This window comes from Variovorax sp. 22077, assembly GCF_052044195.1.
In the GTDB taxonomy this organism is placed as follows: Bacteria; Pseudomonadota; Gammaproteobacteria; order Burkholderiales; family Burkholderiaceae_C; genus Variovorax; species Variovorax atrisoli.
In genome coordinates, this window is the sequence record NZ_JBQEQC010000011.1 from 133,529 (window position 1) to 155,580 (window position 22,052).

At 68.4% G+C, this 22,052-nt stretch carries 25 protein-coding genes; 4 read left to right on the forward strand and 21 right to left on the reverse strand.

Features of this window, described 5'->3' with window-relative positions; genetic code table 11:
- Window positions 1-392 precede the first annotated feature (392 nt).
- The 19 genes from ACTJLF_RS17560 to ACTJLF_RS17650 form a co-directional block, all read right to left on the reverse strand.
- Window positions 393-659: a hypothetical protein gene (locus ACTJLF_RS17560; protein ID WP_157773833.1), complete on the reverse strand. Its 267-nt coding sequence runs from the start codon at window positions 657-659 to the stop codon at window positions 393-395.
- 38 nt (window positions 660-697) lie between these two features.
- Window positions 698-901 carry a hypothetical protein gene (locus tag ACTJLF_RS17565; RefSeq protein WP_026346788.1) on the reverse strand — a complete coding sequence of 68 codons (204 nt, stop codon included), beginning with the start codon at window positions 899-901 and terminating at the stop codon, window positions 698-700.
- A gap of 202 nt (window positions 902-1,103) precedes the next feature.
- The gene (locus ACTJLF_RS17570) at window positions 1,104-2,093 is read right to left on the reverse strand and encodes a 2-dehydropantoate 2-reductase (RefSeq protein WP_126184155.1); all 990 of its coding nucleotides are present in this window, start codon (window positions 2,091-2,093) and stop codon (window positions 1,104-1,106) included.
- 18 nt (window positions 2,094-2,111) lie between these two features.
- Entirely contained in the window at window positions 2,112-2,912 is an 801-nt protein-coding gene (locus ACTJLF_RS17575; protein WP_132800198.1) for a class II aldolase/adducin family protein, read from the reverse strand.
- A gap of 146 nt (window positions 2,913-3,058) precedes the next feature.
- Window positions 3,059-4,054, reverse strand: coding sequence for a Bug family tripartite tricarboxylate transporter substrate binding protein (locus ACTJLF_RS17580; protein ID WP_019657995.1), 996 nt, complete (start codon window positions 4,052-4,054; stop codon window positions 3,059-3,061).
- Between the two features lie 37 nt (window positions 4,055-4,091).
- Complete coding sequence (ilvD, locus tag ACTJLF_RS17585) at window positions 4,092-5,849, reverse strand: dihydroxy-acid dehydratase (RefSeq protein ID WP_019657996.1); 1,758 nt, start codon at window positions 5,847-5,849, stop codon at window positions 4,092-4,094.
- 44 nt (window positions 5,850-5,893) lie between these two features.
- Window positions 5,894-6,364, reverse strand: a complete 471-nt coding sequence (locus tag ACTJLF_RS17590) for a nuclear transport factor 2 family protein (RefSeq protein ID WP_126184153.1) — start codon at window positions 6,362-6,364, stop codon at window positions 5,894-5,896.
- Window positions 6,365-6,402: 38 nt separating this feature from the next.
- Entirely contained in the window at window positions 6,403-7,224 is an 822-nt protein-coding gene (gene hpaI / locus ACTJLF_RS17595) for a 4-hydroxy-2-oxoheptanedioate aldolase (protein WP_019657998.1), read from the reverse strand.
- 134 nt (window positions 7,225-7,358) lie between these two features.
- Window positions 7,359-8,162 (reverse strand): 2-oxo-hept-4-ene-1,7-dioate hydratase, encoded by an 804-nt coding sequence (gene hpaH, locus ACTJLF_RS17600; RefSeq protein WP_019657999.1) that lies wholly within the window; start codon window positions 8,160-8,162, stop codon window positions 7,359-7,361.
- A gap of 24 nt (window positions 8,163-8,186) precedes the next feature.
- Window positions 8,187-8,594 (reverse strand): 5-carboxymethyl-2-hydroxymuconate Delta-isomerase, encoded by a 408-nt coding sequence (locus tag ACTJLF_RS17605; RefSeq protein WP_019658000.1) that lies wholly within the window; start codon window positions 8,592-8,594, stop codon window positions 8,187-8,189.
- 16 nt (window positions 8,595-8,610) lie between these two features.
- Window positions 8,611-9,438 (reverse strand): extradiol ring-cleavage dioxygenase, encoded by an 828-nt coding sequence (locus ACTJLF_RS17610; protein ID WP_440883601.1) that lies wholly within the window; start codon window positions 9,436-9,438, stop codon window positions 8,611-8,613.
- An 85-nt stretch (window positions 9,439-9,523) separates the two neighbouring features.
- A complete protein-coding gene (locus tag ACTJLF_RS17615) occupies window positions 9,524-9,859 on the reverse strand; it encodes an aromatic ring-opening dioxygenase subunit LigA (RefSeq protein WP_019658002.1) in 336 nt (111 codons plus the stop codon).
- A 3-nt stretch (window positions 9,860-9,862) separates the two neighbouring features.
- Window positions 9,863-10,831, reverse strand: a complete 969-nt coding sequence (locus ACTJLF_RS17620) for a tripartite tricarboxylate transporter substrate binding protein (RefSeq protein ID WP_440883602.1) — start codon at window positions 10,829-10,831, stop codon at window positions 9,863-9,865.
- Between the two features lie 74 nt (window positions 10,832-10,905).
- A complete protein-coding gene (gene hpaE, locus ACTJLF_RS17625; protein ID WP_440883603.1) occupies window positions 10,906-12,372 on the reverse strand; it encodes a 5-carboxymethyl-2-hydroxymuconate semialdehyde dehydrogenase in 1,467 nt (488 codons plus the stop codon).
- A gap of 29 nt (window positions 12,373-12,401) precedes the next feature.
- The gene (locus ACTJLF_RS17630) at window positions 12,402-13,382 is read right to left on the reverse strand and encodes a Bug family tripartite tricarboxylate transporter substrate binding protein (protein ID WP_126184148.1); all 981 of its coding nucleotides are present in this window, start codon (window positions 13,380-13,382) and stop codon (window positions 12,402-12,404) included.
- Between the two features lie 95 nt (window positions 13,383-13,477).
- On the reverse strand, window positions 13,478-14,248 hold the full coding sequence (locus ACTJLF_RS17635; protein ID WP_440883604.1) for a fumarylacetoacetate hydrolase family protein: 771 nt from the start codon (window positions 14,246-14,248) through the stop codon (window positions 13,478-13,480).
- Window positions 14,245-14,883, reverse strand: a complete 639-nt coding sequence (locus tag ACTJLF_RS17640) for a fumarylacetoacetate hydrolase family protein (protein ID WP_440883605.1) — start codon at window positions 14,881-14,883, stop codon at window positions 14,245-14,247. The genes ACTJLF_RS17635 and ACTJLF_RS17640 overlap by 4 nt, the downstream gene beginning before the upstream one ends.
- Entirely contained in the window at window positions 14,880-15,317 is a 438-nt protein-coding gene (hpaR, locus tag ACTJLF_RS17645) for a homoprotocatechuate degradation operon regulator HpaR (RefSeq protein WP_019658008.1), read from the reverse strand. The genes ACTJLF_RS17640 and hpaR overlap by 4 nt, the downstream gene beginning before the upstream one ends.
- 116 nt (window positions 15,318-15,433) lie before the next feature.
- Window positions 15,434-15,940 (reverse strand): MarR family winged helix-turn-helix transcriptional regulator, encoded by a 507-nt coding sequence (locus tag ACTJLF_RS17650; RefSeq protein WP_440883606.1) that lies wholly within the window; start codon window positions 15,938-15,940, stop codon window positions 15,434-15,436.
- A 112-nt stretch (window positions 15,941-16,052) separates the two neighbouring features.
- Between ACTJLF_RS17650 and ACTJLF_RS17655 the strand changes: the two genes are divergently transcribed.
- Together ACTJLF_RS17655 and radA are read left to right on the forward strand one after the other, a co-directional pair.
- Window positions 16,053-17,066 carry a Bug family tripartite tricarboxylate transporter substrate binding protein gene (locus tag ACTJLF_RS17655; RefSeq protein ID WP_440883607.1) on the forward strand — a complete coding sequence of 338 codons (1,014 nt, stop codon included), beginning with the start codon at window positions 16,053-16,055 and terminating at the stop codon, window positions 17,064-17,066.
- 34 nt (window positions 17,067-17,100) lie between these two features.
- A complete protein-coding gene (gene radA, locus ACTJLF_RS17660; RefSeq protein WP_126022430.1) occupies window positions 17,101-18,492 on the forward strand; it encodes a DNA repair protein RadA in 1,392 nt (463 codons plus the stop codon).
- Window positions 18,493-18,542: 50 nt separating this feature from the next.
- Here the strand turns inward: radA and ACTJLF_RS17665 are convergent, their stop codons facing one another.
- Window positions 18,543-18,998: a hypothetical protein gene (locus ACTJLF_RS17665; RefSeq protein ID WP_019658012.1), complete on the reverse strand. Its 456-nt coding sequence runs from the start codon at window positions 18,996-18,998 to the stop codon at window positions 18,543-18,545.
- A 150-nt stretch (window positions 18,999-19,148) separates the two neighbouring features.
- Here ACTJLF_RS17665 and ACTJLF_RS17670 point away from each other — a divergent pair, with 150 nt between their 5' ends.
- On the forward strand, window positions 19,149-19,583 hold the full coding sequence (locus ACTJLF_RS17670; protein WP_126184143.1) for a glycerate kinase: 435 nt from the start codon (window positions 19,149-19,151) through the stop codon (window positions 19,581-19,583).
- Here the strand turns inward: ACTJLF_RS17670 and ACTJLF_RS17675 are convergent.
- Window positions 19,580-20,524: a LysR family transcriptional regulator gene (locus ACTJLF_RS17675; RefSeq protein WP_019658014.1), complete on the reverse strand. Its 945-nt coding sequence runs from the start codon at window positions 20,522-20,524 to the stop codon at window positions 19,580-19,582. The two genes, ACTJLF_RS17670 and ACTJLF_RS17675, sit on opposite strands and share 4 nt — an antisense overlap.
- 203 nt (window positions 20,525-20,727) lie before the next feature.
- Here ACTJLF_RS17675 and ACTJLF_RS17680 point away from each other — a divergent pair, with 203 nt between their 5' ends.
- Window positions 20,728-22,044 carry an MFS transporter gene (locus tag ACTJLF_RS17680; RefSeq protein ID WP_440883608.1) on the forward strand — a complete coding sequence of 439 codons (1,317 nt, stop codon included), beginning with the start codon at window positions 20,728-20,730 and terminating at the stop codon, window positions 22,042-22,044.
- The last annotated feature ends 8 nt before the right edge of the window (window positions 22,045-22,052 follow it).

Here is a 22,052-nt window from a genome sequence, read left to right on the forward strand (position 1 = left end):
GAGTGCGTTTTTCACTCGGAAAAGGGGGTGTGCACTGCCCGTTTTGCAGGCACTTCCGCAGCCGCTAAATTGCGACCTATTTATTACCCCGCACCGTCGGGAGATTGTGGTTTTCGTTCCACAAAGTCAGGTCCCATAGGGTTTTTGATATTGCGTTCGATTTTGTAATGAGATGTATCGAAGTAGGAATCGACCGACAAGGCGTGGGCCGGGAGCATCAACTTGCCTGCTGGAGGCGACAGTGCATCGTGGGGTGGTCTCGTCGGCGCTCCATCCCCCTGGGCCGCTCTGGAATTACGGTTTTCTGATTAATCCCGAAGCGGGGACGCCCCGTGTCGGGGCTGAAATCACCAAGTACGTGCAATGACGTTCCATTCGGCCGAAGAGTGATTTCAGCCTAATTGGACGGCTATTTCGTGCAGGTTCGGAATTTCTTCGATGCGGACAAAACTTTCGTATTGCCTTTTGAGCTTGGTGCTTTTGGGCGCCAGGATGTGTTTCATATTTCGATCATTGAAACGTGCGTAATGGCTGTCGCGATCGAAATAAATCAGTAAAAAGAGTTCATCCGCGCCCCATGAGATGGCGCGGGGTGTACGAATCGAGGAGAAATCCGGTGCCGATCGCCGGCGAATTGAATGCGAATGTTTCTGCGCCACGGCCGTGGCGTCCAGGCCCGTTGCAGGCCCGGCTTTGTCTATTCTTCGCGATCGTCGCCCGGGTGGCCGAGCTGCTTCTTGGCGGAGCGCACGCCCCGCACCACCAGATAGAGGGCACCGCCGGCCACCACCACGAAGCCGGCCACCGCGAGGCCGCCCATGCCGAAGGCCCACCACCAGAAAAGGCCGCTGATGGGCAGCAGCACCAGCGCCACCAGCAGCTCGATGAAGATCAAACGCATCCGTCTCCCCTTGTGCTCGGACATGCATGCAGCCTTGGTGGTGTGTAATAAATCGCTACGTGCATTTTTGAGTGGCGAGAGGATAGCCCAAGAAGAAAGGCGCAGGTACAGGGTTTGCGGCCCCCGCAATCCCCACCCCCGTCTCTTTTCAGTCTGCGGGCCGAACCTGTGCGCGGCCTGACTCTGGCCGGTGGCCCGGTGCTCAGTAGAGCCCGAGCTGCCGCGTGCGCAGCCGCGCCAGTCCCAGCAGCGCGTCGGTGAACGGCGTGGCCACGGCGGTCAGCTCGCCCAGTTCGCGCACCACCGTCACCAGCGCGTCGAGCTCCACCGAGCGCCCGGCCTCCACGTCCTGCAGCATGGAAGTCTTGAAGGCGCCCAGCTTTTTGGTGATCTCGTGCCGGTCTTCCGGGCTCTGGGTGATCTCGATGCCGATGCGCCGGCCGATCTCCTTGGCCTCCAGCATCACCGCCGAGATGAAGCCGCGCACGTAGTCGTCGCCCATGATCAGGTCGGTGGTGCAGCCGGTGAGGGCGCTGATCGGGTTCACCGTCATGTTGCCCCAGAGCTTGAACCACACGTCCTTCTGGATCTGCGGCGACAGCGTGGTGTCGATGCCGGCCCTGTTGAGCAGCGCCAGCAGCTTCTGCACGCGGGGCGTGGCCTCGCCCGAGGGCTCGCCGATGATCAGCCCGTTGCCGAAGTGGTGCCGCACCACGCCCGGCGCGTCGAGCGAGCAGCTCGCGTGCACCACGCAGCCGACCACGTTGCGCGAGGGAATGGCGCGCGCGATGGCGCCTTCGGGGTCCACCGCCGCGAGCCGGTGGCCGCTGATCGGGCCGCCGAAGCCGCCTTCCAGGAACCACCACGGCACGCCGTTCATCGCCACCAGCACGATGGTGTCGGCGCCGATCAGCGGCCCGATGCGCTCCGCGACGCCGGCCAGCGCCGGTGCCTTCACCGCGATGACCACCAGGTCCTGCACGCCGAGCGACTCCGGGTCGGCCACCGCGTTGACCGGCACGCGCGTGCGCACCTCTCCGCCCGCGCTGCCGCGCATCAGCGACAGGCCGTCGCGTTGCAGGGCCTCGAGCGTGGCGCCGCGTGCCACCACGTTCAGCCGTTCGCCCGCCTGGGCGAGGCCGACGCCGATCCATCCGCCGATCGCGCCGGCGCCGTAAATGCAGATCTTCATGAGCTCGGTCGCTTCGGTTCAGTTGCGGTACGAGGCGTCGATGCGGTCCACCTGCCGCACCAGCGCGTTGAAAACGTCCTGGCCCGCGCCGTGCTCGGGGCTGAACTGCAGCGCGTCGCGCGTGCAGCGCCGCGCGATCTCCTCGCTCACCGGAATGGCCTGGCCCATGGAGAAGGTCGCCATCTGGATCTCGCAGGCGCGCTGCAGCGTCCACAGGATCGCGAAGGTCTGCGGCAGCGTCTGCCCCCAGGCCAGCAGGCCGTGGTTGCGCAGGATCACCGCGTTGCGGTCGCCGATGCTCTTCAGGAGGCGCGGGCCTTCATCGGCATGGATCGTGATGCCCTCGAAGTCGTGGTACGCCACCATGTCGTGCAGCTGCGCCGTATAGAAATTGGTCTGCTGCAGGCCGCCCTGCAGGCAGGCCACGGCCACGCCGGCCGTGGTGTGCGTGTGCATCACGCAGTGCGCGCCCTCCAGCCCGTCGTGGATGGCCGCATGCACCGTGAAGCCGGCCGGGTTCACCGGGTACGACGAACCGTCGAGCACATTGCCCTGCAGGTCGATCTTCACCAGGTTGCTGGCCGTGACCTCGCTGTAGTGCAGGCCGAAGGGGTTGATGAGGAACTGCTTCTCGCCGCCGGTCACGCTGTCGGGCAGCCGCACCGTGATGTGGTTGTAGATCATCTCGGTCCAGCCCAGCATCGCGAACACGCGATAGCAGGCCGCGAGCTGTTCGCGCGCGGCGCGCTCGTCCGGATGGATCGAGGGATGGACAAGCGCAGACGTGGAAGACGGCGCGGCGGTGGCGATTGCGTTCATGGCAGTTCCTTCTATCTGGATGGCTCGCCCACCGCGTCGGCCTCTGCCCTTAGAAGGGAACACCGCGGAACCGGCTTTGCCGGGCCGCCGGTGTTGCCCCTCGAGGGGGATTCGGCTACACGAAGTGAACGAGGAACGGGGGTGGTCTATCCCTCCGCGGTGAAGCCGACCTCTTTCACGATCGGCCCCCACTTGGCGGTGTCCTTCTTCAGCAGTTCGGTCAGCTCGGCCGGGGTGGAGGACATCGCCTCCAGCCCGAAGGTGCCGAGGCCGTCGATCACGTCCTTCTGCACGAGCGCGTTCTTCATCGCCGCGTTCAGCTTCGCCACCAGTTCGGGCGAGGCCTTGGCCGGCAGGAAGAAGGCGAACCATTCGCTGTGCGCCATGTCCTTCAGGCCCTGTTCGCCGAAGGTGGGCACCTCGGGCGCGAAGCGGCTGCGCTTGGCGCCGGACACGCCCAGGATGCGCACCTTGCCCGTGGGCAGGTGCTGCGTGATGTCGCCGATGGGGCCCGAGACCGCCGAGATGTTGCCGCCCAGCAGGTCGAGCATGGCCGGCTGCGTGCCGCGGTAGGCCGCGTGCTTGAGTTCCACGCCGCCCTTCTTGCCCAGCAGCGCACCGATGAAGTGCGGCGTGGAGCCCGCGGCCGGCGAGCCGTAGTTGGCGCCGGCCGGGTTCGCCTTGGCCCAGGCCAGGAACTCGGGCACGGTCTTCACGCTGGCCGGCACCGCGGGGCCCACCGCGAAGCCGAAGTCGAAGATGCACGCCAGGCTCACCGGCGTGATGTCGACCATCGGGTCGTACGGCAGCTTCTTGTAGATGTGCGGGTAGATCGTGAGGATCGAGGTCGGCGTCTGCAGGATGGTGCTGCCGTCGGCCGGGCGGCCCTTGACGTAGCCCACGGCGATCTGCCCGCCTGCGCCGGTGCGGTTGTCGACGACCACGGTCTTCGCGTAGTCGCCGCCGAGCTTGGTCGCCAGGCGGCGGCAGGTGGTGTCGGAGGTGCCGCCGGCCGCGAAGCCGGTGACGATGGTGGCGGTCTCGAGGTTGGTCGTCGCCTGCGCGAAGACGTTCTGGCCGAGGCTGGCGATCAGGGCGGATGCGCTGGTGGTCTGCAGGATCTGGCGGCGCGTGAAGCTCATGGTGTCTCTCTCCGGACGGTGGTTGTGGAGGGGTCGATCAAGACTCGTCGCGCAGCCAGGTGACCGCGCCCGAGTGGGTCACGGCGCCCTGGTGGGCAGGGCGCACGGTGAGCGCGTATTTTTCCAGCAGGCCGCCTCGCGCGACCCCCGCGTTTACCTCACGTCCGGCAAGCCGCGACGCGATTTCCTCGGCCGTCAGGTCGACCGTGATCGAGCGCGCCTGCGCGCGCGCGTCGATGGACACCATGTCGCCGTCGCGCAGCGCCGCGATAGGGCCGCCGTCCGCCGCCTCGGGCCCGGCGTAGCCGATGCACAGGCCGCGCGTCGCGCCGGAGAAGCGCCCGTCGGTCAGCAGCGCCACCTTGTCGCCCATGCCCTGGCCATAGAGCAGGGCGGTGATGCCCAGCATCTCGCGCATGCCCGGGCTGCCCTTGGGCCCTTCGTTGCGGATCACGATCACGTCGCCCGCCTCGTAGCGGCGGTTCTGCACGGCGGCCTGCGCCTCTTCCTCGGAATTGAAGACCCGCGCCGGGCCGCGGTGCACCAGCGTCTTCAGCCCGGCCGTCTTCAGCAGCGCGCCGTCGGGGCACAGGTTGCCCTTGAGCACCGCCAGCCCGCCGTCGCGCGTGATCGGGTTGCCCGCCTCGCGCACCACGCGGCCGTCCGGAGCCAGCGCGCCGGCCAGTTCCTCGGCCATGGTGCGGCCGGTGAAGGTGAGCGCGTCGCCGTGCAGGAAGCCCTGCTCCAGCAGCGTGCGCAGGATCACGCCCGCGCCGCCGATGTAGAACACGTCGCGCGCCAGGTACTTGCCGCCCGGGCGCAGGTCGGCGACGAGCGGGGTGCGGGCAAAGATCTCGGCCACGTCGTCGAGGTGGAACCTGATGCCCGCCTCGTGCGCGATGGCCGGCAGGTGCAGCGCCGCGTTGGTCGAGCCGCCCGTGGCCGACACGATGGCGCAGGCGTTCTCCAGCGCCTTGCGCGTGACGATGTCGCGCGGCAGCGGGCCGTCGCCCATGACCGCCTTCATGAGTTGCTTCGCGGCGCGGCGCATCAGCGGCGCGCGTTCGCTGAACACGGCGGGCACCATGCTGGAGCCGATCGGCGCCAGGCCCAGCGCCTCCGACACCATGCCCATGGTGTTGGCCGTGAACTGCCCCGCGCAGGCGCCGGCCGTGGGCAGGCAGGCGCGGCTCATGGCGTCGAGCTCGTCGTGCGTCGCGGTGCCGGCCAGCACCTTGCCGATGGTCTCGTAGGTGTCGACCACGTTGAGGTCCTGCCCGTCGGGGCCCGGCATCTGGCCCGGCAGCGCCGAGCCGCCGTGCACGAACACGCTGGGCACGTTGCAGCGGACCATGCCCATCATCAGCCCCGGCAGGTTCTTGTCGCAGGCGCCGATGGCGAAGATGCCGTCCCACTGGTGGCCGCGCGTGGAGGCTTCCACGCTGTCGGCGATGAGCTCGCGCGAGATCAGCGAGAAGCGCATGCCCGAGTGCGCCATCGTCAGCCCGTCGCTGATCGACACCACCGGGCACTCGTGGGGCGTGCCGCCGCCGGCGTAGATGCCGGTCTTGGCGTGCTGCGCCTGCTCGCGCAGGTTGAGGTTGCACGGGCTCATCTCGCCGCCGGTGTGGAACACGCCGACGTGCGGGCGCGCGATGTCCTCGTCGTCCTGGCCCAGCGCGTGCAGGAAGCTGCGCGTGGTCGCGCGGATCGTGCCCTCGCGGATGGTGGCGGAGCGGAAGCGCCTGCTGCTGTCGTTGCTGCGGCTGTCGTTCGTGTCGTCGGGCTTGGTCATCGGGCTGGCGTCGGCTGGCGGGTTGTGTTGCGCAAGGAGGGCGGTCAGAACATGCCGTTCCTGTTCGCGGCGGTCTCGGGCACGGGCTGCACCACGTCCCAGTGTTCGACGATCTTCCCGTTCTCGAGCTTGAAGATGTCGACGATGGCGCTGCCGCGCGTGCCCGGCTCGCGGATCGCGTTGACGTGCAGGATCACGTAGTCGCCGTCGACGAAGCTGCGCTTGATCTCGCTCCTGGAGTTCGGGAACTTCTCGCGCAGGAAGGCGATGAACTTGCGGAAGCCCTCGGGGCCGTCGGCCGCCGTGGGGTTGTGCTGCACGTAGCGGTTGCCCACGTACTGCAGGGCCGCGTCGGCGTCCTTCTGGTTCAGGCCCTTCTCGTAGAAGGCGAGCACCGCCTGGCGGTTCGCCTCCTGCTGGGCGGTGGTTCCGGGCTTGCCGCCGCCCATGGGGGCGCAGGCGGCGAGGAACAGGGTGGCGGCCGCGGCCATCGCGGCGAGGGTGGTGCGTTGCATTGCAGGTGCTCCCATTTGAAGAGGATCGGTGGCCGTTGTCAGTAGCCGTTGGGTGAGGCCGCGCCGGGCGCCGCCTTGTACCTGGCCAGCAGCTGCTTCGCCGCCGCCGCCAGCACGATGGTGTCCACGCCGACCGCCACGAACAGCGCGCCGGCCGCGAGCCACTTGCGCGCCTGCTCCTCGGTGGTCGAGAGGATGCCCGGCGCCTTGCCCGCCTTGAGGATGCGCGCGATCGCATCGGCGATCACCGCCTGCACCTCCGGGTGGTTGGGCTGGCCCACGAAGCCCATCGAGGCCGACAGGTCGGCCGGGCCGATGAAGACGCCGTCCACGCCCGGCGTGGCCGCGATGGCGTCGAGGTTCTTCATCGCCTCCACCGTCTCGGCCTGCACCAGCAGGCAGGTCTGCGCATTGGCCTCGTGCAGGTAGTTGGGGTAGGCCTGCCAGCGCGAGGCGCGGGCGAGCGCGCTGCCCATGCCGCGGATGCCCTCGGGCGGGTAGCGCATGCCCTGCACCAGGCGCGCGGCCTGCTCTGCGGTGTCGACCATCGGCACCAGCAGCGTCTGCGCGCCGATGTCGAGGTACTGCTTGATCAGCGTGGTGTCGCCCACCGGGATGCGCACGATGGGATGCGAGCGGTCGGCCTCGGCCTGCGCCGACCACGCGCTGGAAATGCCCTGCAGCTGCGCGAGCACCGAGCGCACGTCGTTGGGCGCGTGCTCGCCGTCGACCAGCAGCCAGTCGTAGCCGGTGCCGGCCAGGATCTCGGCCGCGTAGCCGTCGGCCAGCCCGACCCACAGGCCGATCTGGGGCTTGCCGGCCGCGAGGGCCTGCTTGAAGGTGTTGATGGGTGTGTGCATGTTCAGTCCTGGGAGGGAAAGGGGGTGTCTCTATTCGTGGAACACCGCGGAACCGGCTTTGCCGGGCCGCAGGTGTTGCCCCCGGTAGGGGGGTGGCGAAGCGACACGAAGTGCGCGAAGCCTGGGGGCGAGCTTCATACAAGGCGGAATGAGATGGAGCCGAGCGGGCCGTAGTCGGCGTGGAAAGTGTCGCCGGGCACGGCCGTCGTGGGCCGCGTGAACGAGCCGCCCAGCACCACTTCGCCGGCTTCCAGGCACTCGTCCCACGGTGCGAGCTTGTTCGCGAGCCAGGCCACGCCGTTGGCCGGGTGGTTGAGCACGGCGGCGGCCACGCCCGATTCCTCGATCACGCCGTTCTTGAACAGCAGCGCGCTCACCCAGCGCAGGTCCACCGCGTCGGGCTTCACCGGCCGCCCGCCCATCACGATGCCGGCGTTGGCCGCGTTGTCGGAGATGGTGTCGAACACCTTGCGCGGCGCCTTGGTGTGGCGGTCGAACTGCTCGATGCGCGCGTCGATGATCTCGATGGCGGGCACCACGTAGTCGGTGGCGGCCAGCACGTCGAACATCGTCACGTTCGGGCCCTGCAGCTTCCTGCCCAGAACGAACGCCAGCTCCACCTCGATGCGCGGCGCGATGAAGCGCTTGAACGGGATGTCGCCGCCCTGCTCGAAGAACATGTCGTCCAGCAGCGTGCCGTAGTCGGGCTCGTCGATCTGGCTGGACTGCTGCATCGCGCGCGAGGTCAGGCCGATCTTGTGGCCCTTGACGGTGCGGCCCTCGGCGATCTTGGCCTTCACCCATTCGCGCGAGATGGCGTAGCCGTCCTCGATGGTCATCTCGGGAAAGCGCTTGGAGAAGTGCTCGACCTGCACGCGCGACTTCTCGCTTTCGTGCAGCTCGGCGGCCAGTTGGGCGATGGTGGCTTGGGAGAGCATGTGGGTCCGTTCTTTTCCTGTCGTTCAGCTCTTGTTGAACAGCGGATGCAGGTTGCTGTGCTTGCCGTCGTACACCTGTCCGGGGCTTTCGTCGATCTGCAGCGTGATGCCGATGTGGCGCTTTTCGAAGATCGGCGCGAAGTGCGCGCGCACGGCCGCCAGCAGGTCGTCGCCGGCCTTCTTCTTCACCGCCTCGGAGCGGCCCGCGGCCATGCGCAGGTTGAGGTAGACGAAGGCGTAGTCCGCCTTGCCGTCGGCCACTGCAAAGTGCGCTGCCGGGTAGGCCAGCACGCGCGTGCCGCCGGTGGGGTACACCGCCTTGCCGGCCTCGTCGCGCTGCGCGAGCATGGTGTCGGCCAGCGTGCGGCACAGGGCCGACATGTCGGTCTCGGCCTCGATGTTCGGCGTGTAGAGGATCACCAGGTGGGGCATCGTCGCTTCCTCCGGTTCATTCGACCGACATCGTCGCGGCCGTGCAGGTCACAGCGAAGATCGGGATCGCCTTCATGTGGAAGATCTCGCCCTTGCCGCGCGCGGCGGCCGCCACGCTGATGAAGGTGCGGATCTCGAAGCCGCCCTGGCCCGCTTCGCGGTAGGTGGCCTCGTCGCCGTAGTCGTCCTGCGAGAGCAGCGCGTCGCGGTCGTTGGCGCACCAGCGGCGCATGAACTCGGCGTCCCACTCGGCGTTGACCTTGCCCGAGTCGGGCGTGGCCGGCCAGTGCGAGATGCCGCCCGTGCCCACCAGTGCGATGCGCTCGGGCAGCTTGTCGCAGGCGCGGCGCAGCGCCTCGCCGAAGGCCCACGCGCGGTGCAGCGGCGTGAGCGGCGGGCCCTGGCAGTTGATGTTCACGGGAATGACCTTGGTGTCGAACGCAGGCGTGAGGAAATTCAGCGGCACCATGATGCCGTGGTCGAACTTCCACTCCTCCGCGTAGGCCACGTCCACCGTCTGCATCACCTCGCGGATCAGCCGCTGCGACAGCGCGGCGTCGCCGGGGATGCGGTGCTTCTCGATGCCCAGCCACTTCGGGTCTTCGATCGGGCCTTCGTAGCTGTCGGCCATGCCGATCGCGTAGGCCGGCATGTTGTTCATGAAGAAGTTCGCGAAGTGCTCGGCGGCGATCACGATCACCGCGTCGGGCTTCGTCGCGCGCATCGCCTCGCCGAAGCGATGGAACTGCGCGTGGAACTCGTCCTTCACGGCCGGGTCGGCAAGATGCGCGCGGCCGGTGATGCCGGGGGCGTGGCTGCACACGCCTGCGAATACGAGGCTCATATCGATGCCCGCCCGGCCGCCCGAAGGGCATCGAGCGCCCCCTCGGGGGGCAGCGAACCACACGAAGTGGGGAGCGTGGGGGTCTTCATATTCCTGCCACCTTTTCGTCCGTGCCCGTTGTCATTGCGTAGATGCCCGCGCGCACCGGGCCGTACTTGCGCACGCCCTCGCGCATGGCCTCGAGGTAGTCGGCCCACGGAATGCCCAGCAGCGGCGCGAAGTGCATCAGCAGCTGGCCGTTGCAGCCGAGCACGTAGAGCTTGCCGATGTCGCCGGTGTCGATGGCCTCGCGTTCCTCCTCGGTGAAGTCGTAGGCGCCCAGCAGTGCCGCGCGCGTCTCGCCGCCCTCGGCATAGCGGCGCTGCACCTCGGGCTCGCGGTTGAGCGCGAAGAGGAATTTCTGCATCGCATAGAGGCTCATGGTTCAGCCTTCGATCTGGATGTTGGCCTTGCGGATCACCTCGGCGTACTTCGCGATCTCGCTCTGGATGAAGGCCGCGAAGCGCTCCGGCGTGCCCGACAGCGACGCGATGCCGCCCTTCTGGAAGGCATCGGCCACTGCAGGGCCCGCGAGCGCGCGGTTCACCTCGGCGTTCATGCGCTGCACGACGGCGTCGGGCGTGCCGGCGGGCGTCAGCAGTCCGTTCCACGAATTGGACTCGATGGCCACGCCCTGTTCGGCCAGTGTGGGTATGGACGGTGCGTACTGCGAGCGCTGGGCGGTCGCCATGCCCAGCGCCACCAGCTTGCCGCTCTGGATGTGGCCGCGGAACTCGGGCCAGTTGCCGAACATCATCGTCACCTGCCCGCCGAGCAGGTCGGTGAGCGCGGGGCCCTGGCCCTTGTAGGGCACGTGCACGATGTCCAGCCCCATCTGCAGCCTGAGCATCTCGCCCGAGAGATGGGCCGAGGTGCCGTTGCCGAAGGAAGCGAAGCTCAGCGTGCCGGGCTTCGCCTTGGCGGCGTTGCGCAGGTCGGCCAGCGTCTTCAGGCCGCTGCCCGGATGCGTGGCCAGCACGTGCTCGGACATGCCCATGAGCGCGACCGGGCGCAGGTCCTTCTGCGTGTCGTAGGGCAGCTTGCGGATCAGCGTCTGGTTGGCCGTGAAGCTGTTGGCCACGCAGACGAAGGTGTAGCCGTCGGGCGCGGCCTTGGCCGCGGCGTCGACGCCGATCACCGTGCCCGCGCCGGGCTTGTTGTCGACGATGACCGGCTGGCCCAGCGTCTTCGACAGCTCCGTGCCGACGAGGCGTGCGACGAAGTCGGTGGTGCCGCCGGGTGTGAAGGGCACGATCACGCGGATCGGCTTGGCGGGCCATGTGCCCTGCGCGCGTGCGAGCGAGGGCAGGGCCGCGAGGGCGGCCGCGCCTTGCAGCAGCGTGCGGCGTTGCATGCTCGCGCCACGCCCTTGCACGACTGTTGGATCGTGGCTCACGCCACGCCTCTGCACGGCTGTTGGATCGTGGCTCACGCCACGCCCCAGTGCGGAATGTGATGCGAGCCCAGCGACACCGCCACGTTCTTCGGCTCGCAGAACACTTCGTAGCTCCAGGTGCCGCCTTCGCGGCCGGTGCCCGAGGCCTTGGTGCCGCCGAAGGGCTGGCGCAGGTCGCGTACGTTCTGGCTGTTGACGAAGCACATGCCGGCTTCCACGGCGGCGGCCACGCGGTGCGCCTTGCCGATGTTCTCGGTCCACACGTAGCTGGAGAGGCCGTACTGGATGTCGTTGGCCAGCTCGATGGCGTGCGCCTCGTCCTTGAACGGAATGAGGCAGGCGACGGGTCCGAAGATCTCGTCCTGTGCGATCTTCATGCGGTTGTCGACGTCGGCGAAGACGGTGGGCACCACGTAGTTGCCCTTCTTCACCCGCTCGGGCAGGTTCGACGGGGCGTCCAGCCCGCCGCACAGCAGCGTCGCGCCTTCCTTCGGGCCCAGCTCGATGTAGCTGCGCACCTTGGCCAGGTGGGCCTGCGAGATCATCGGGCCGACGATGGTCTTCTCGTCCAGGGGGTCGCCCACCGTGATGCGCTTCGCGCGCTCCGCGAACTTCGCGGCGAAGTCGGCGTAGATCGACTGCTGCACCAGGATGCGCGAGCCGGCCGTGCAGCGCTCGCCGTTGTTGCTGAAGATCATGAACACGGCCGCATCGAGCGCGCGGTCGAGTTCGGCGTCCTCGAAGATCACGAAGGGGCTCTTGCCGCCGAGCTCCATGCTGAATTTCTTCAGGCCCGCGCTCTTCACGATGCGGTTGCCGGTGGCCGTGGAGCCGGTGAACGAGATGGCGCGCACGTCGGGGTGGCTCACCAGCGGCTCTCCGGCTTCCTTGCCGTAGCCGTGCACCAGGTTCAGCACGCCGGGCGGAATGCCGGCTTCCAGCGCCAGTTCGCCCAGGCGCGCGGCCGTCAGCGGCGAGAGCTCGCTCATCTTCAGCACGGCGGTGTTGCCGAAGGCCAGGCAGGGCGCGACCTTCCAGGTGGCCGTCATGAAGGGCACGTTCCACGGGCTGATGAGCGCGCACACGCCCACCGGATGGAACAGCGTGTAGTTCAGGTGCGTGGGCGTGGGGTAGGTGTGTCCGTCCACGCGCGTGCACATCTCGGCGAAGTAGTAGAAGTTGTCGGCCGCGCGCGGCACCAGCTGCTTGCCGGTCTGCGCGATGACCTGGCCGCAGTCGTTGGTCTCGGTCTGCGCGATCTCGGGCACGTTCTTCGCAATGAGGTCGCCGAGCTTGCGGATGAGCTTCGCGCGCTCGGGCGCGGGCATGCCGGCCCACTTGGGAAAGGCTTCCTTCGCGGCGGCCACCGCGGCGTTGACCTCGGCTTCGCCGCCCGAGGCGACTTCGGCCAGCACTTCCTGCGTGGCGGGATTGACGGTCTCGAAGTAGTCCGAGCCCTTGACGGACTTGCCGCCGATGAGATGGTCGATCTGTTGCATGGAAAAGGTCCAAAAAGGGTCCGGATCTGTCAGTCCAGTTTGATGTCGCGCGCCTTGATGAGGGCGTGCCACTTCTTGCGCTCCGAATCGGCGTAGCGCGTCATTTCGGCGGCTTCGGCGGGGCGTGCCTCCCAGCCGGCGTCGTAGAGCTTCTGCTTCACGCCGGCGTCGGCCATGGCCTTCTGCAGCTCGCTGCCCAGCTTCGCCTGCACTTCCTTGGGCGTGGCCGCGGGCGTCACGAGGCCCTGCCATGTGTAGGCCTCGACGTTGGCGAAGCCGAGCTCCTTGGCCGTGGGAACGTTGGGCAGCTGCGGCACGCGCTCGCCCGACATGGCCAGCAGCGGGATCACCTTGCCGGCCTTGATCGCGCTCACGCCGCTGGGCAGGTCGAGCATCATCAGCGCGACCTGGCCGCCCATCAGGTCCTGCAGGGCGGGGGCGCCGCCCTTGTAGGGCACGTGCAGCATCGATACGCCGGCCTCGCGCTGGAACAGTTCGTAGGCGAGGTGGTGCGGGCTGCCGGTGCCCGGCGTCGCGATGCTGTACTTGCCGGGCGAGGCCTTGAGCGCGGCCAGCAGCGCCTTCGCATCGGCGATGCCCGCGTTGGGCGCGGCGGTGATGATGAGCGGCGAGCGGCCCATCATCCCGACGAGCGCGAAGTCTTTCTCCGCGTCGTAGGGCAGCTTCTTGTAGAGCGCGGGGTTGTAGACCAGCACGCCGTTGTCGGCGGAGAACACGGTGTAGCCGTCGCCCGGCGAGCGCGCCACGTTCTCCGACGCGATGATCGCGCCTGCTCCGGGGCGGTTGTCCACCAGCACCGGCTGGCCCAGCTGCTGCGAGACCTGCGCGCCCACGGTGCGCGCGAGGAAGTCGGTGCCGCCGCCGGCCGGGTAGCCGACCACCCAGCGCACGGGCTTGGCGGGGTAGGCGGTCTGCGCGAGGGCCACGGCCGAGACGGCCAGGGCCAGCGCGGCCGCGGTGGACTGGAGGAGCTTTCTGCCGGTGATCATGTCGTGTTGTCTCCGCTGATCTGGTTGTGGATGTGGCAATGAAAGGAAGGAGCGTCGCGGTGCGTGCCGAAGCGGCGGGCAGGTGACGCGCAAGCTCAGGCGGCCGCGATGGTGTTGACCAGCGCGCCCACCCCCTCGATCTCGGTGACGACCACGTCGCCCGGCCTGCAGTCGACCACGCCGTCGGGCGTGCCGGTGAGGATCAGGTCGCCCGGCGAGAGCGTCATGAATCGGCTGAAGTACTCGATGAGGAAGGGCGCGTCGAAGATCATGTCGCGCGTGTTGCCTTGCTGCGTGACCGTGCCGTTCACGGTGGTGCGCAGCGCGAGCGACATCGGGTCGGCGATGTCGGCCGCGTCCACGAACCACGGGCCCAGCGGCGTGCAGGTGTCGCGGTTCTTCACGCGCAGGTTGGGGCGATACCAGTTCTCGAGGTAGTCACGGATGGCGTAGTCGTTGGCCACCGTGTAGCCGCCGATGAAGTCGTAGGCGTCCTCGCGCTTCACGTTCCTCGCGGTCCTGCCGACCACGATGGCGAGCTCGCATTCATAGTGCATGAACTGCACGCCGGCAGGGCGGTGCGTTTGCTGGCGATGGCCGATGAGCGTGCTCTGGCCCTTGACGAACACCAGCGGCTCCTCGGGCGCCTTGAACTCCAGCTCCTTGGCATGGTCGGCGTAGTTGAGGCCCAGCGCGAGGATGGTGCGCGGGCGCGAGGTGGGCGCGAGCGGCGGCAGCCACACCAGCTGCTCCTGCGGCACGACGCGGCCGTCGTCCAGCCGCACCGCGGCGTCGGGACGGCCGTCGAACTCGTGGCTGGTGCCGGTGTGCTCGCGGCCTTCGAAGATGACGCGTGCGTGCTTCATGCCGTGGCTTCCTTCACCAGCGTGTTGCTCAGGGTCTCGAACCCCGGTGCGGAGATGTCGATGCGGTCGCCCGCACGTGCCAGCGGGCGGTCGGGGCCGCAGCCGAGCATCAGCACGTCGCCGTGCGCGAGCGTCATGAATTCGCCGACGTCGGCGAGCAACTGCTGCGCAGGTCGCACAAGCTGCGAGAAGTCGAGCGACTGCTTCAGCTCGCCGTTGATGCGAACCTCGACGCGAAAGCCCGCGGGATCGGCCACTTCCTGCGCGTCGCGCAGCACGGGGCCGATGCCGAGGAAGCCGTCGACGCACTTGAACTTGACCGGCGGGCGGAAGAAGCTCGCGTGCGGGATCGACAGGTCGTTCATCAGCACGAAGCCTTCGACGTCGCCCTCTGCGCCGATCACCATGCCGATGCTCGCGCCGACTTCGACTTCAGGTACGCCGGCCGGCACCATGATGGCGCTGCCGTTCGGGCTCCAGGTGTTGGCCGTCTTCACGTAGAGCACCGGCGCCTTCGGCGGGGCCTTGTAGGGCGGCTGCGTCATCTGCGGCACGAGCGCCTCCACCTCCGCGCGGAAGTTGAGCAGGCTGCCGTACACCGTGCCCGTGGGCAGGAAATGGGGAGTGCTGCTCATGGCGAGGGTTGCTCCAGTGCGATGAGTTCGTCGAGCAGCCCGTAGAGCTGCGCGAGCTTGGCCTTGCCGAGGGACTTTTCCATCCAGTCGTAGTGCGCCTCGATGCTGGTTCCGAGCCGCTTCACCAGCTTCATGCCGTGCGGCGTGGCCTCGACCACGGTGCGGCGCTGGTCGGCCGGATCGCGCGAACGGGTGATGAGGTTGTCGCGCTCCATGCGCGCGAGCACGCCGGTGAGGCTGGGCCCGAGGATGAACGCCTCGCGCGCCACGCGGCCGGTGTCGACCGCGCCGTGCTCGCCCAGCACGCGCAGCACGCGCCACTGCTGGTCGGACAGCGCGTGCTCGCGCAGGCTGGGCCGCGTGTGGGCCATCACGGCCTCGCGCGCCTGCAGCAGCAGCCGCGGCAGGTTGCGATGAGTGAATGTGGTGCTCAAGGCTTGTCTCTTCCGAAATTACTTAACATGTTAAATGAATCGTCGCCGCTTTCCTAGCCGATTGCGCGATCGATTCGCAAACCTAGGGTATGCACGGATGAGCCGTGCGGCGGGCTTCAGCGCGCGGCGGATGTCTCGCGGCGGCGCCGGTCGGCCTTGGGGAGGTCGGCCGCGGCAGCCACCATCGCCTCTCCGCGCGCGTGCAGGCGCTGCAGCATGTCGTCGAGCAGCGCCACTTCGTCGGTCCTCAGCACGCCGAGCAGCTCGGTGTTGATCGCGCAGACCAGCGGATAGAGCTCCGCATGGAGCTTCGTGCCTCGCGCGGTCAGCCGCAGGCGCACGTGGCGGCGGTCGCCCGCGGGCTGCTCGCGCGAGACCAGGCCCTTGTCGACCAGCGAGCTCACCGCGCGCGAGGTGCGTGCCCGGTCGAGCTGCGCATGCTCGGCCAGCTGCGACGAGCCCAGCGCACCGTGCCCCGCGAGCGTGGCGATGAGGCGCCATTCGCGCCGCGTGATGCCGAAGCGGCCCTCGCACAGCCGGATCACCATGCTGCCCGCCACCGACAGGAGCCGGCTGGTGCGGTAGAGCAGCAGGTCGTCGAGCGTGCGGGGCTGCGCGTGCATCGGCATAGGGGTTTGCCCGGGCAATGATTGATTAGATGAACCAATTGTCGGCGCTCTACAGTGGCCGCGACCCATGGCGCTGCGCAGACAGCAAGCAACGGAGACAAGACAGATGACGACAGACCCGCACTCCCTGCAGCTTCCAGGGCGCCGCCGCATGCTGGCAGCGCTCGGCGGCATGGCCCTCGCGCCGATGTCCGTGGCGGTGCAGGCCCAGCAGCAGACCATCCCGCGCGGCACGCCGGTGCGCGTGCTGATCGGCGTGCCCGCCGGCGGCACGCAGGACGTGCTCACGCGCGCCATCGCGCAGGAAGTGCGCGAGTCGCTCGGCCCGCTCATCGTCGACAACCGCTCGGGCGCCGCAGGGCGCATTGCGGTCGAGGCAGTGAAGACCGCCGCGCCCGACGGCCGCACGCTGCTGCTGGGTGCCGCGAGCATGATGACCATGTTCCCGAGCGCGTACAAGAACCTGAGCTACGACCCGATCAGGGACTTCCAGCCGATCATCAACGCGGCCCGCTTCGAGCTCGCGCTGGTGGTGCACAAGGACGTGCCGGCCAACACGGTGGCCGAATTCATCGCCTGGGCCAGGAAGCAGCCGGGCGGGGTGAGCTTCGCGTCGTACGGCGCAGGCACGCCCTCGCACTTCCTCGGCGAGATGCTCAACCGCGCGGCGGGGCTGTCGATGGTGCACGTGCCCTATCGCGGCTCCACGCCGGCGCGCCAGGACGTGATGGGCGGCACCGTGCCCGCCTACTTCGACACCGTGGGCGGCGCGCTGCAGATGGTGCCCGGCGGCCGCGTGAAGGTGCTCGCCACCAGCGGCGAGAAGCGCTCGCCGTTGATGCCGAACCTGCCCACCTTCGTCGAGAGCGGGTTCAAGGACGTGGTGGCGACTGCCTGGTTCGCCTATTACGCGCCGCAGAAGACGCCGAAGCCGGTGCTCGACCAGCTGCGCGACGAGTTCACGCGCGCGGTGAACTCGCGCGAGGTACGCCAGCAGCTGCTGCAGAACGGCATGTACCCGGTCGGTGACGGTCCCGAGGCGCTGCTGAAGACCATGCGCGAGGACACCGCGCGATGGGCGGCCGTCATGAAGGCGGTGAACTTCCAGGCCAACGACTGACGATGCGCCGCGCACGGCCACCTACACTCGAAGGATGGCCAAGGACAAATCACTTTTCGTCTGCAGCGAATGCGGCGGCACCAGCCCGAAGTGGCTGGGCAAATGCCCCAGCTGCGGCGCATGGAACACGCTCGTCGAGCAGGTCGCGGGCGCGGGCAGCGGGCCCGCCAACAACCGCTTCGGCACCCAGTTCGCATCGCTCGCGGGTGCATCGGAACTCGCGACCCTTTCGGAGATCGAGGCGACCGACGTCGCGCGCACGCCCACCGGCATCGACGAGCTCGACCGCGTGCTGGGCGGCGGCATCGTCTCGGGCGGCGTCACGCTGATCGGCGGCGACCCGGGCATCGGCAAGTCGACGCTGCTGCTGCAGGCGGTCGATGCGCTGCAGCACGCAGGGCAGAACGCGCTCTATGTCACCGGCGAGGAGAGCGGCTCGCAGGTGGCGCTGCGCTCCAGGCGGCTGGGCCTCGACCACTCGCAGGTGCAGGTGCTGGCCGAGATCCAGCTCGAGAAGATCATCGCCACGCTCGACGCCACGCGCCCGGCCATCGCGGTGATCGACTCGATCCAGACCGTGTATTCCGACCAGCTGACCTCGGCGCCCGGTTCCGTCGCGCAGGTGCGCGAATGCGCCGCGCACCTCACGCGCTTCGCCAAGACCAGCGGCACGGCCGTGGTGCTGGTGGGCCACGTCACGAAGGAGGGCGCGCTCGCCGGCCCGCGCGTGCTCGAGCACATGGTCGACACGGTGCTGTACTTCGAGGGCGACACGCATTCGAGCTTCCGTCTCGTGCGCGCCATCAAGAACCGCTTCGGCGCGGTCAACGAGATCGGCGTGTTCGCCATGACCGAGCGCGGCCTGAAGGGCGTAACCAACCCGAGCGCGATCTTCCTGAGCCAGCATGCCGAGCCGGTGCCGGGCAGCGTGGTGCTCGTCACGCTGGAAGGCACGCGCCCGATGCTGGTGGAGATCCAGGCGCTGGTCGACAACGGCGGGCCCAGCCCGCGCCGCCTCTCGGTGGGCCTGGACCGCGACCGCCTCGCGATGCTGCTGGCGGTGCTGCACCGCCACGCGGGCGTGGCGTGCATGGACCAGGACGTGTTCGTGAACGCGGTGGGCGGCGTGCGCATCAGCGAGCCCGCGGCCGATTTGGCCGTGATGCTGGCCATCACCTCGAGCCTGCGCGGCAAGCCCATGCCCAAGGGCTTCATCGCATTCGGCGAAGTGGGCCTGGCCGGCGAGGTGCGCCCCGCGCCGCGCGGGCAGGAGCGTCTGCGCGAGGCCGCCAAGCTGGGCTTCAGCGTGGCGGTGGTGCCGAAGGCGAACGCGCCCAAAAAGGGCGCGAAGGAAATCGAAGGGCTGACGATCCACGCCGTGGACCGCATCGAGGAGGCGATGGACGTCGTCCGCCGCCTCGACTGAAACTGGGAAAAAATGACCCGGCGCGCGATGGCGCGCCGGGCCTACCCTCCCTATCCCCCGATGTGCATCGTGAACGCCGGCCCGCTGTTGAGCACGCACTGGCCGCTGCCCAGCGTGGCCGAATTCATCGAATACTGGCAACTCAGGTTGCCGCCGCGGCTGCCGGTGGCGTTCGCCACGCCGTTGACCCGCGAGCCGGCGACCCGGGTTGCCTCTCCCTGAAACTGTTCTCCACCGATCTGCGCGTTGAAGTGGCCGCGGCCGTTCATGTCGTTGGTCACGGTGCCGGCGACGACGCCGTAGCGCGAGGCTTCGGCATTCGACGGATACAGCCGCGCGGCGAATGTCTGTGCGACCGGGCCCGGTGCGACGGCGTAGGCCTGCGAAGGCGGCGCTGCCGGAGCGGGTTGCCCGAGCGGCACGACGTAGCAGCCGCTGAGCGCGGCGGCCGTGAGCGTGGCGGCGAGGGTGAGACGAACGAATGTGACGGAGCGCGGAATGGTCATACGCTTTTCGGTGGCCCGGGCAGATGCCCGTGCGGCGAAATGTGCCTGCCGATGCGCCGGTGCGGATCGCTTTTGAAGCCGAGTACCGTTTTTCGCCCCTTGCGGTAGTCGGGGTGGCTACTTCGAAGGGGCACTCGAGGGGCGGCGACAATGCGCGCCATGAATTTCAAGAACTTTCTATTGCCTCTGGGCGCCATCGTCGTCATGGCGCTGGCCTGGCGCGCGGGTGGATGGGGCGGTGTCGCCCTGGCCGGCGGCGCGATCGTGATGTTCCTGCTGCTCCATTTCAACCGCGCCATGCAGGTGCTCAAGCGAGCGGCCGAGCGGCCCGTGGGCTACGTGGCCAGCGCCGTGATGCTCAACGCCAAGCTCAAGCCGGGCGTGACGCTGATGCACGTGATCGCGATGACGCGCGCCCTCGGCGAACTGCGCTCGCCCAAGGACGAACAGCCTGAGCACTACCGTTGGACCGACGGCGGCGGCTCGTATGTCGACACCGTGTTCAACGGCGGCAAGCTGCAGAGCTGGACCCTCACCCGCCCCGAGACGCCGGCCGACGACGAGGGCAACAACACCGCGGCCTAGGCTGCGCTCCCCTTGCGCCCGGGCTGCCGCCAGGGCGGATTGGCCTTCGCCTGGTGCCGCGCCTCCTTAGCGAACTCGGCGCATGCGTGCGTCATCAGGTCGGCCGAGCGGTAGACCAGGAACACGTCGAAGTCCGGCAACTCGTCGGTGATCGGCAGCTTCTCCAGCAGGTGCGGCTGCAGCCGCAGCGGCCCCGCCCCGTGGAACACGAAGTCCGACCACATGCTGATCAGGTCGGTCTGCGTGGCCAGCTGCAGGCCCAGCAGGTTCGAGGCGCTGTGCACCATGCGCCTGGGCATCTCCAGCCCGTGCATGTTCATCATGCTCACCAGCGGGCTGCCCGCATCGTCGATGGGGTCGAGCACCAGCCAGTCGGCGTCCACCAGCGGCTGCAGCCTGCGCACGCGCCGCAGCGGATGGCCGGCGCGCACCGACAGGTGCATGGCCACCGAGAACAGCGGCTCCCACTGGAACGCGTTGGTGCCCGGACCGTTGCAGGTGGAGACCAGCCCCAGGTCGAGCCGGCCTTCGCGCAGGCCCTCGAAGATCTGCTGCGGCCGCAGCTCGAAGCCGCGCAGCGCCACGTTCGGAAAGCGCCTGCGGAACGAGGCCATCGCATCGGGCAGCGGGCCGCTGGAGGCCACGGCGGTGAAGCCGATGTTGAGCTGCGCCTCGTCGTGCCCGCGGATCGCCTCGATGTCTTCCAGCGCATGCCGCAGCTCCTGCTCGACCACGCTCGCGCGCTTGACCAGCGCCGCGCCGTAGGCCGTGAGGCTCACGCCGCGCGTGGAGCGCGACATCAGCGTGACGCCGAGCTCGCGCTCCAGCTCCGAGATGGTCTTCGACAGCGCAGGCTGGGTGGTGTGCAGGCTGCGGGAGGCCTCGTGGATGCTGCCGTGCTGCGCCACGGCCAGCAGTACGCGCAACTGTTGCAGCTTCATCGTGGTGCGGCGCTTTCGAAAAGTGGCTTCCTGGGGCTTGTCCCGATGGCTTCGGGCGCCTGTTTATGACGGGGATGCCGTTTGGTTATCAGCATGAAAATTTGTGATTCTTCGCCGCAGCGCTTTGCCTGAATACTCCGCCGCGAACGGGCCGACGGTCGATGCGGAGGCCCACCGCAACCTGTACGTTGGAGTGACATTAAATGAGCGAAGCCGCATTGCCCGCAAGCCCGATCCTGGGCTCTTCTTCAACTGGCGCCGCGGTGCACGGCAAGGCAAAGCAGAGCCAGTTCCGCCTGATCGCCGCCTGCTCGCTGGGCAACGCGCTGGAGATGTACGACTTCACCGTCTACAGCTTCTTTTCGCTGCTGATCGGCAAGCTGTTCTTCCCCTCCGACAGCCCCTACGGTTCGCTGCTGCTGGCCGTCGCCACCTTCGGCATCGGCTTCGTGATGCGGCCGCTGGGCGGCGTGATCATCGGCAACTACGCCGACCGCAAGGGCCGCAAGGCCGCGATGACGCTGACCATCGGCCTGATGGTGCTCGGCACGCTGTGCATCGCGTTCGCGCCGCCGTATGCATCGGCCGGCGTGTTCGGCTCGCTGATGATCCTCGCGGGCCGGCTGCTGCAGGGCTTCTCGCTCGGCGGCGAGGTGGGCGCTGCCACGTCGATGCTGATGGAGGCGGGCGGCGTGAAGGGCCGCGGCTTCCGCGTGAGCTGGCAGCTCGCGAGCCAGGGCGTGTCGGCGCTGCTGGGCGCACTCACCGGCGCCGCGCTGTATGCCGCGCTGCCGCAGGCCTCGCTGGAGAGCTGGGGCTGGCGGCTGCCATTCCTGCTGGGGCTGCTGATCGCGCCGGTGGGGCTCTACATCCGCTCGCACCTGGAGGAAACGCATGTCGCCGAGAGCCACGAATCGAGCCCCATGGGCCGGCTGCTGCGCGAGCACGGCGGACTGGTGCTCAAGGGCATCCTGGCGACCACGGCAGGCACGGCCACGATGTACCTCGTGGTGTTCTTCATGCCCACCTACATGATCCGCGTGCTGCACATGCCGCCATCGCTCTCGCTGCTGTCGGGCTGCGTCACGGGCATCACGCTGTTCGCGGTGTCGCTGGTGGCGGGCCGGCTGGCCGACCGGCTGCCGAACCGCAAGCCGCTGGTGGTCGGCTCGCTGCTCTTCAGCGCGATCGCGGTGTACCCGGTGTTCTGGCTCATCGGGCAGTACCCGAGCGTGCCGCTGGTGCTGGCACTCTCTGCGCTGCTCACCGCGAGCGTGAACATCGGCACCACGCCCATGTTCCTGATGCTGCTGGAGATGCTGCCGGCCGGCGTGCGCGCCAGCGGCATCTCGGTGATCTACAGCGTGGGCGTGACGGTGTTCGGCGGCTCCTCGCAGTTCATCGTGACCTGGCTGCTCGCCAAGACCGGCAACCCCCTCTCGCCGGCCTTCTACATGATGGCCTGCGGGGTGATCAGCCTCTGCGCGCTGCTGAGCCTGCGCGAACGCAAGGCGGCATGAACCTCACG

What these genes read in the sequence shown, in the direction of transcription:
- ACTJLF_RS17605 (WP_019658000.1), bottom strand. Translation starts at nt 8,594, where the DNA reads ATGCCCCACCTGGTGATCCTCTACACGCCGAACATCGAGGCCGAGACC.
- hpaE (WP_440883603.1), bottom strand. Translation starts at nt 12,372, where the DNA reads ATGCAACAGATCGACCATCTCATCGGCGGCAAGTCCGTCAAGGGCTCG.
- ACTJLF_RS17590 (WP_126184153.1), bottom strand. Translation starts at nt 6,364, where the DNA reads ATGCAACGCACCACCCTCGCCGCGATGGCCGCGGCCGCCACCCTGTTC.
- ACTJLF_RS17630 (WP_126184148.1), bottom strand. Translation starts at nt 13,382, where the DNA reads ATGATCACCGGCAGAAAGCTCCTCCAGTCCACCGCGGCCGCGCTGGCC.
- ACTJLF_RS17675 (WP_019658014.1), bottom strand. Translation starts at nt 20,524, where the DNA reads ATGAAGCTGCAACAGTTGCGCGTACTGCTGGCCGTGGCGCAGCACGGC.
- ACTJLF_RS17565 (WP_026346788.1), bottom strand. Translation starts at nt 901, where the DNA reads ATGCGTTTGATCTTCATCGAGCTGCTGGTGGCGCTGGTGCTGCTGCCC.
- hpaI (WP_019657998.1), bottom strand. Translation starts at nt 7,224, where the DNA reads ATGCACACACCCATCAACACCTTCAAGCAGGCCCTCGCGGCCGGCAAG.
- ACTJLF_RS17620 (WP_440883602.1), bottom strand. Translation starts at nt 10,831, where the DNA reads ATGCAACGCCGCACGCTGCTGCAAGGCGCGGCCGCCCTCGCGGCCCTG.
- ACTJLF_RS17665 (WP_019658012.1), bottom strand. Translation starts at nt 18,998, where the DNA reads ATGACCATTCCGCGCTCCGTCACATTCGTTCGTCTCACCCTCGCCGCC.
- ACTJLF_RS17580 (WP_019657995.1), bottom strand. Translation starts at nt 4,054, where the DNA reads ATGAGCTTCACGCGCCGCCAGATCCTGCAGACCACCAGCGCATCCGCC.
- ACTJLF_RS17650 (WP_440883606.1), bottom strand. Translation starts at nt 15,940, where the DNA reads ATGCACGCGCAGCCCCGCACGCTCGACGACCTGCTGCTCTACCGCACC.
- ACTJLF_RS17610 (WP_440883601.1), bottom strand. Translation starts at nt 9,438, where the DNA reads ATGAGCCTCGTATTCGCAGGCGTGTGCAGCCACGCCCCCGGCATCACC.
- ACTJLF_RS17575 (WP_132800198.1), bottom strand. Translation starts at nt 2,912, where the DNA reads ATGAACGCAATCGCCACCGCCGCGCCGTCTTCCACGTCTGCGCTTGTC.
- ACTJLF_RS17640 (WP_440883605.1), bottom strand. Translation starts at nt 14,883, where the DNA reads ATGAGCAGCACTCCCCATTTCCTGCCCACGGGCACGGTGTACGGCAGC.
- ACTJLF_RS17615 (WP_019658002.1), bottom strand. Translation starts at nt 9,859, where the DNA reads ATGAGCCTCTATGCGATGCAGAAATTCCTCTTCGCGCTCAACCGCGAG.
- ACTJLF_RS17635 (WP_440883604.1), bottom strand. Translation starts at nt 14,248, where the DNA reads ATGAAGCACGCACGCGTCATCTTCGAAGGCCGCGAGCACACCGGCACC.
- ACTJLF_RS17680 (WP_440883608.1), top strand. Translation starts at nt 20,728, where the DNA reads ATGAGCGAAGCCGCATTGCCCGCAAGCCCGATCCTGGGCTCTTCTTCA.
- ACTJLF_RS17655 (WP_440883607.1), top strand. Translation starts at nt 16,053, where the DNA reads ATGACGACAGACCCGCACTCCCTGCAGCTTCCAGGGCGCCGCCGCATG.
- ACTJLF_RS17670 (WP_126184143.1), top strand. Translation starts at nt 19,149, where the DNA reads ATGCGCGCCATGAATTTCAAGAACTTTCTATTGCCTCTGGGCGCCATC.
- ilvD (WP_019657996.1), bottom strand. Translation starts at nt 5,849, where the DNA reads ATGACCAAGCCCGACGACACGAACGACAGCCGCAGCAACGACAGCAGC.
- ACTJLF_RS17570 (WP_126184155.1), bottom strand. Translation starts at nt 2,093, where the DNA reads ATGAAGATCTGCATTTACGGCGCCGGCGCGATCGGCGGATGGATCGGC.
- radA (WP_126022430.1), top strand. Translation starts at nt 17,101, where the DNA reads ATGGCCAAGGACAAATCACTTTTCGTCTGCAGCGAATGCGGCGGCACC.
- hpaH (WP_019657999.1), bottom strand. Translation starts at nt 8,162, where the DNA reads ATGCTCTCCCAAGCCACCATCGCCCAACTGGCCGCCGAGCTGCACGAA.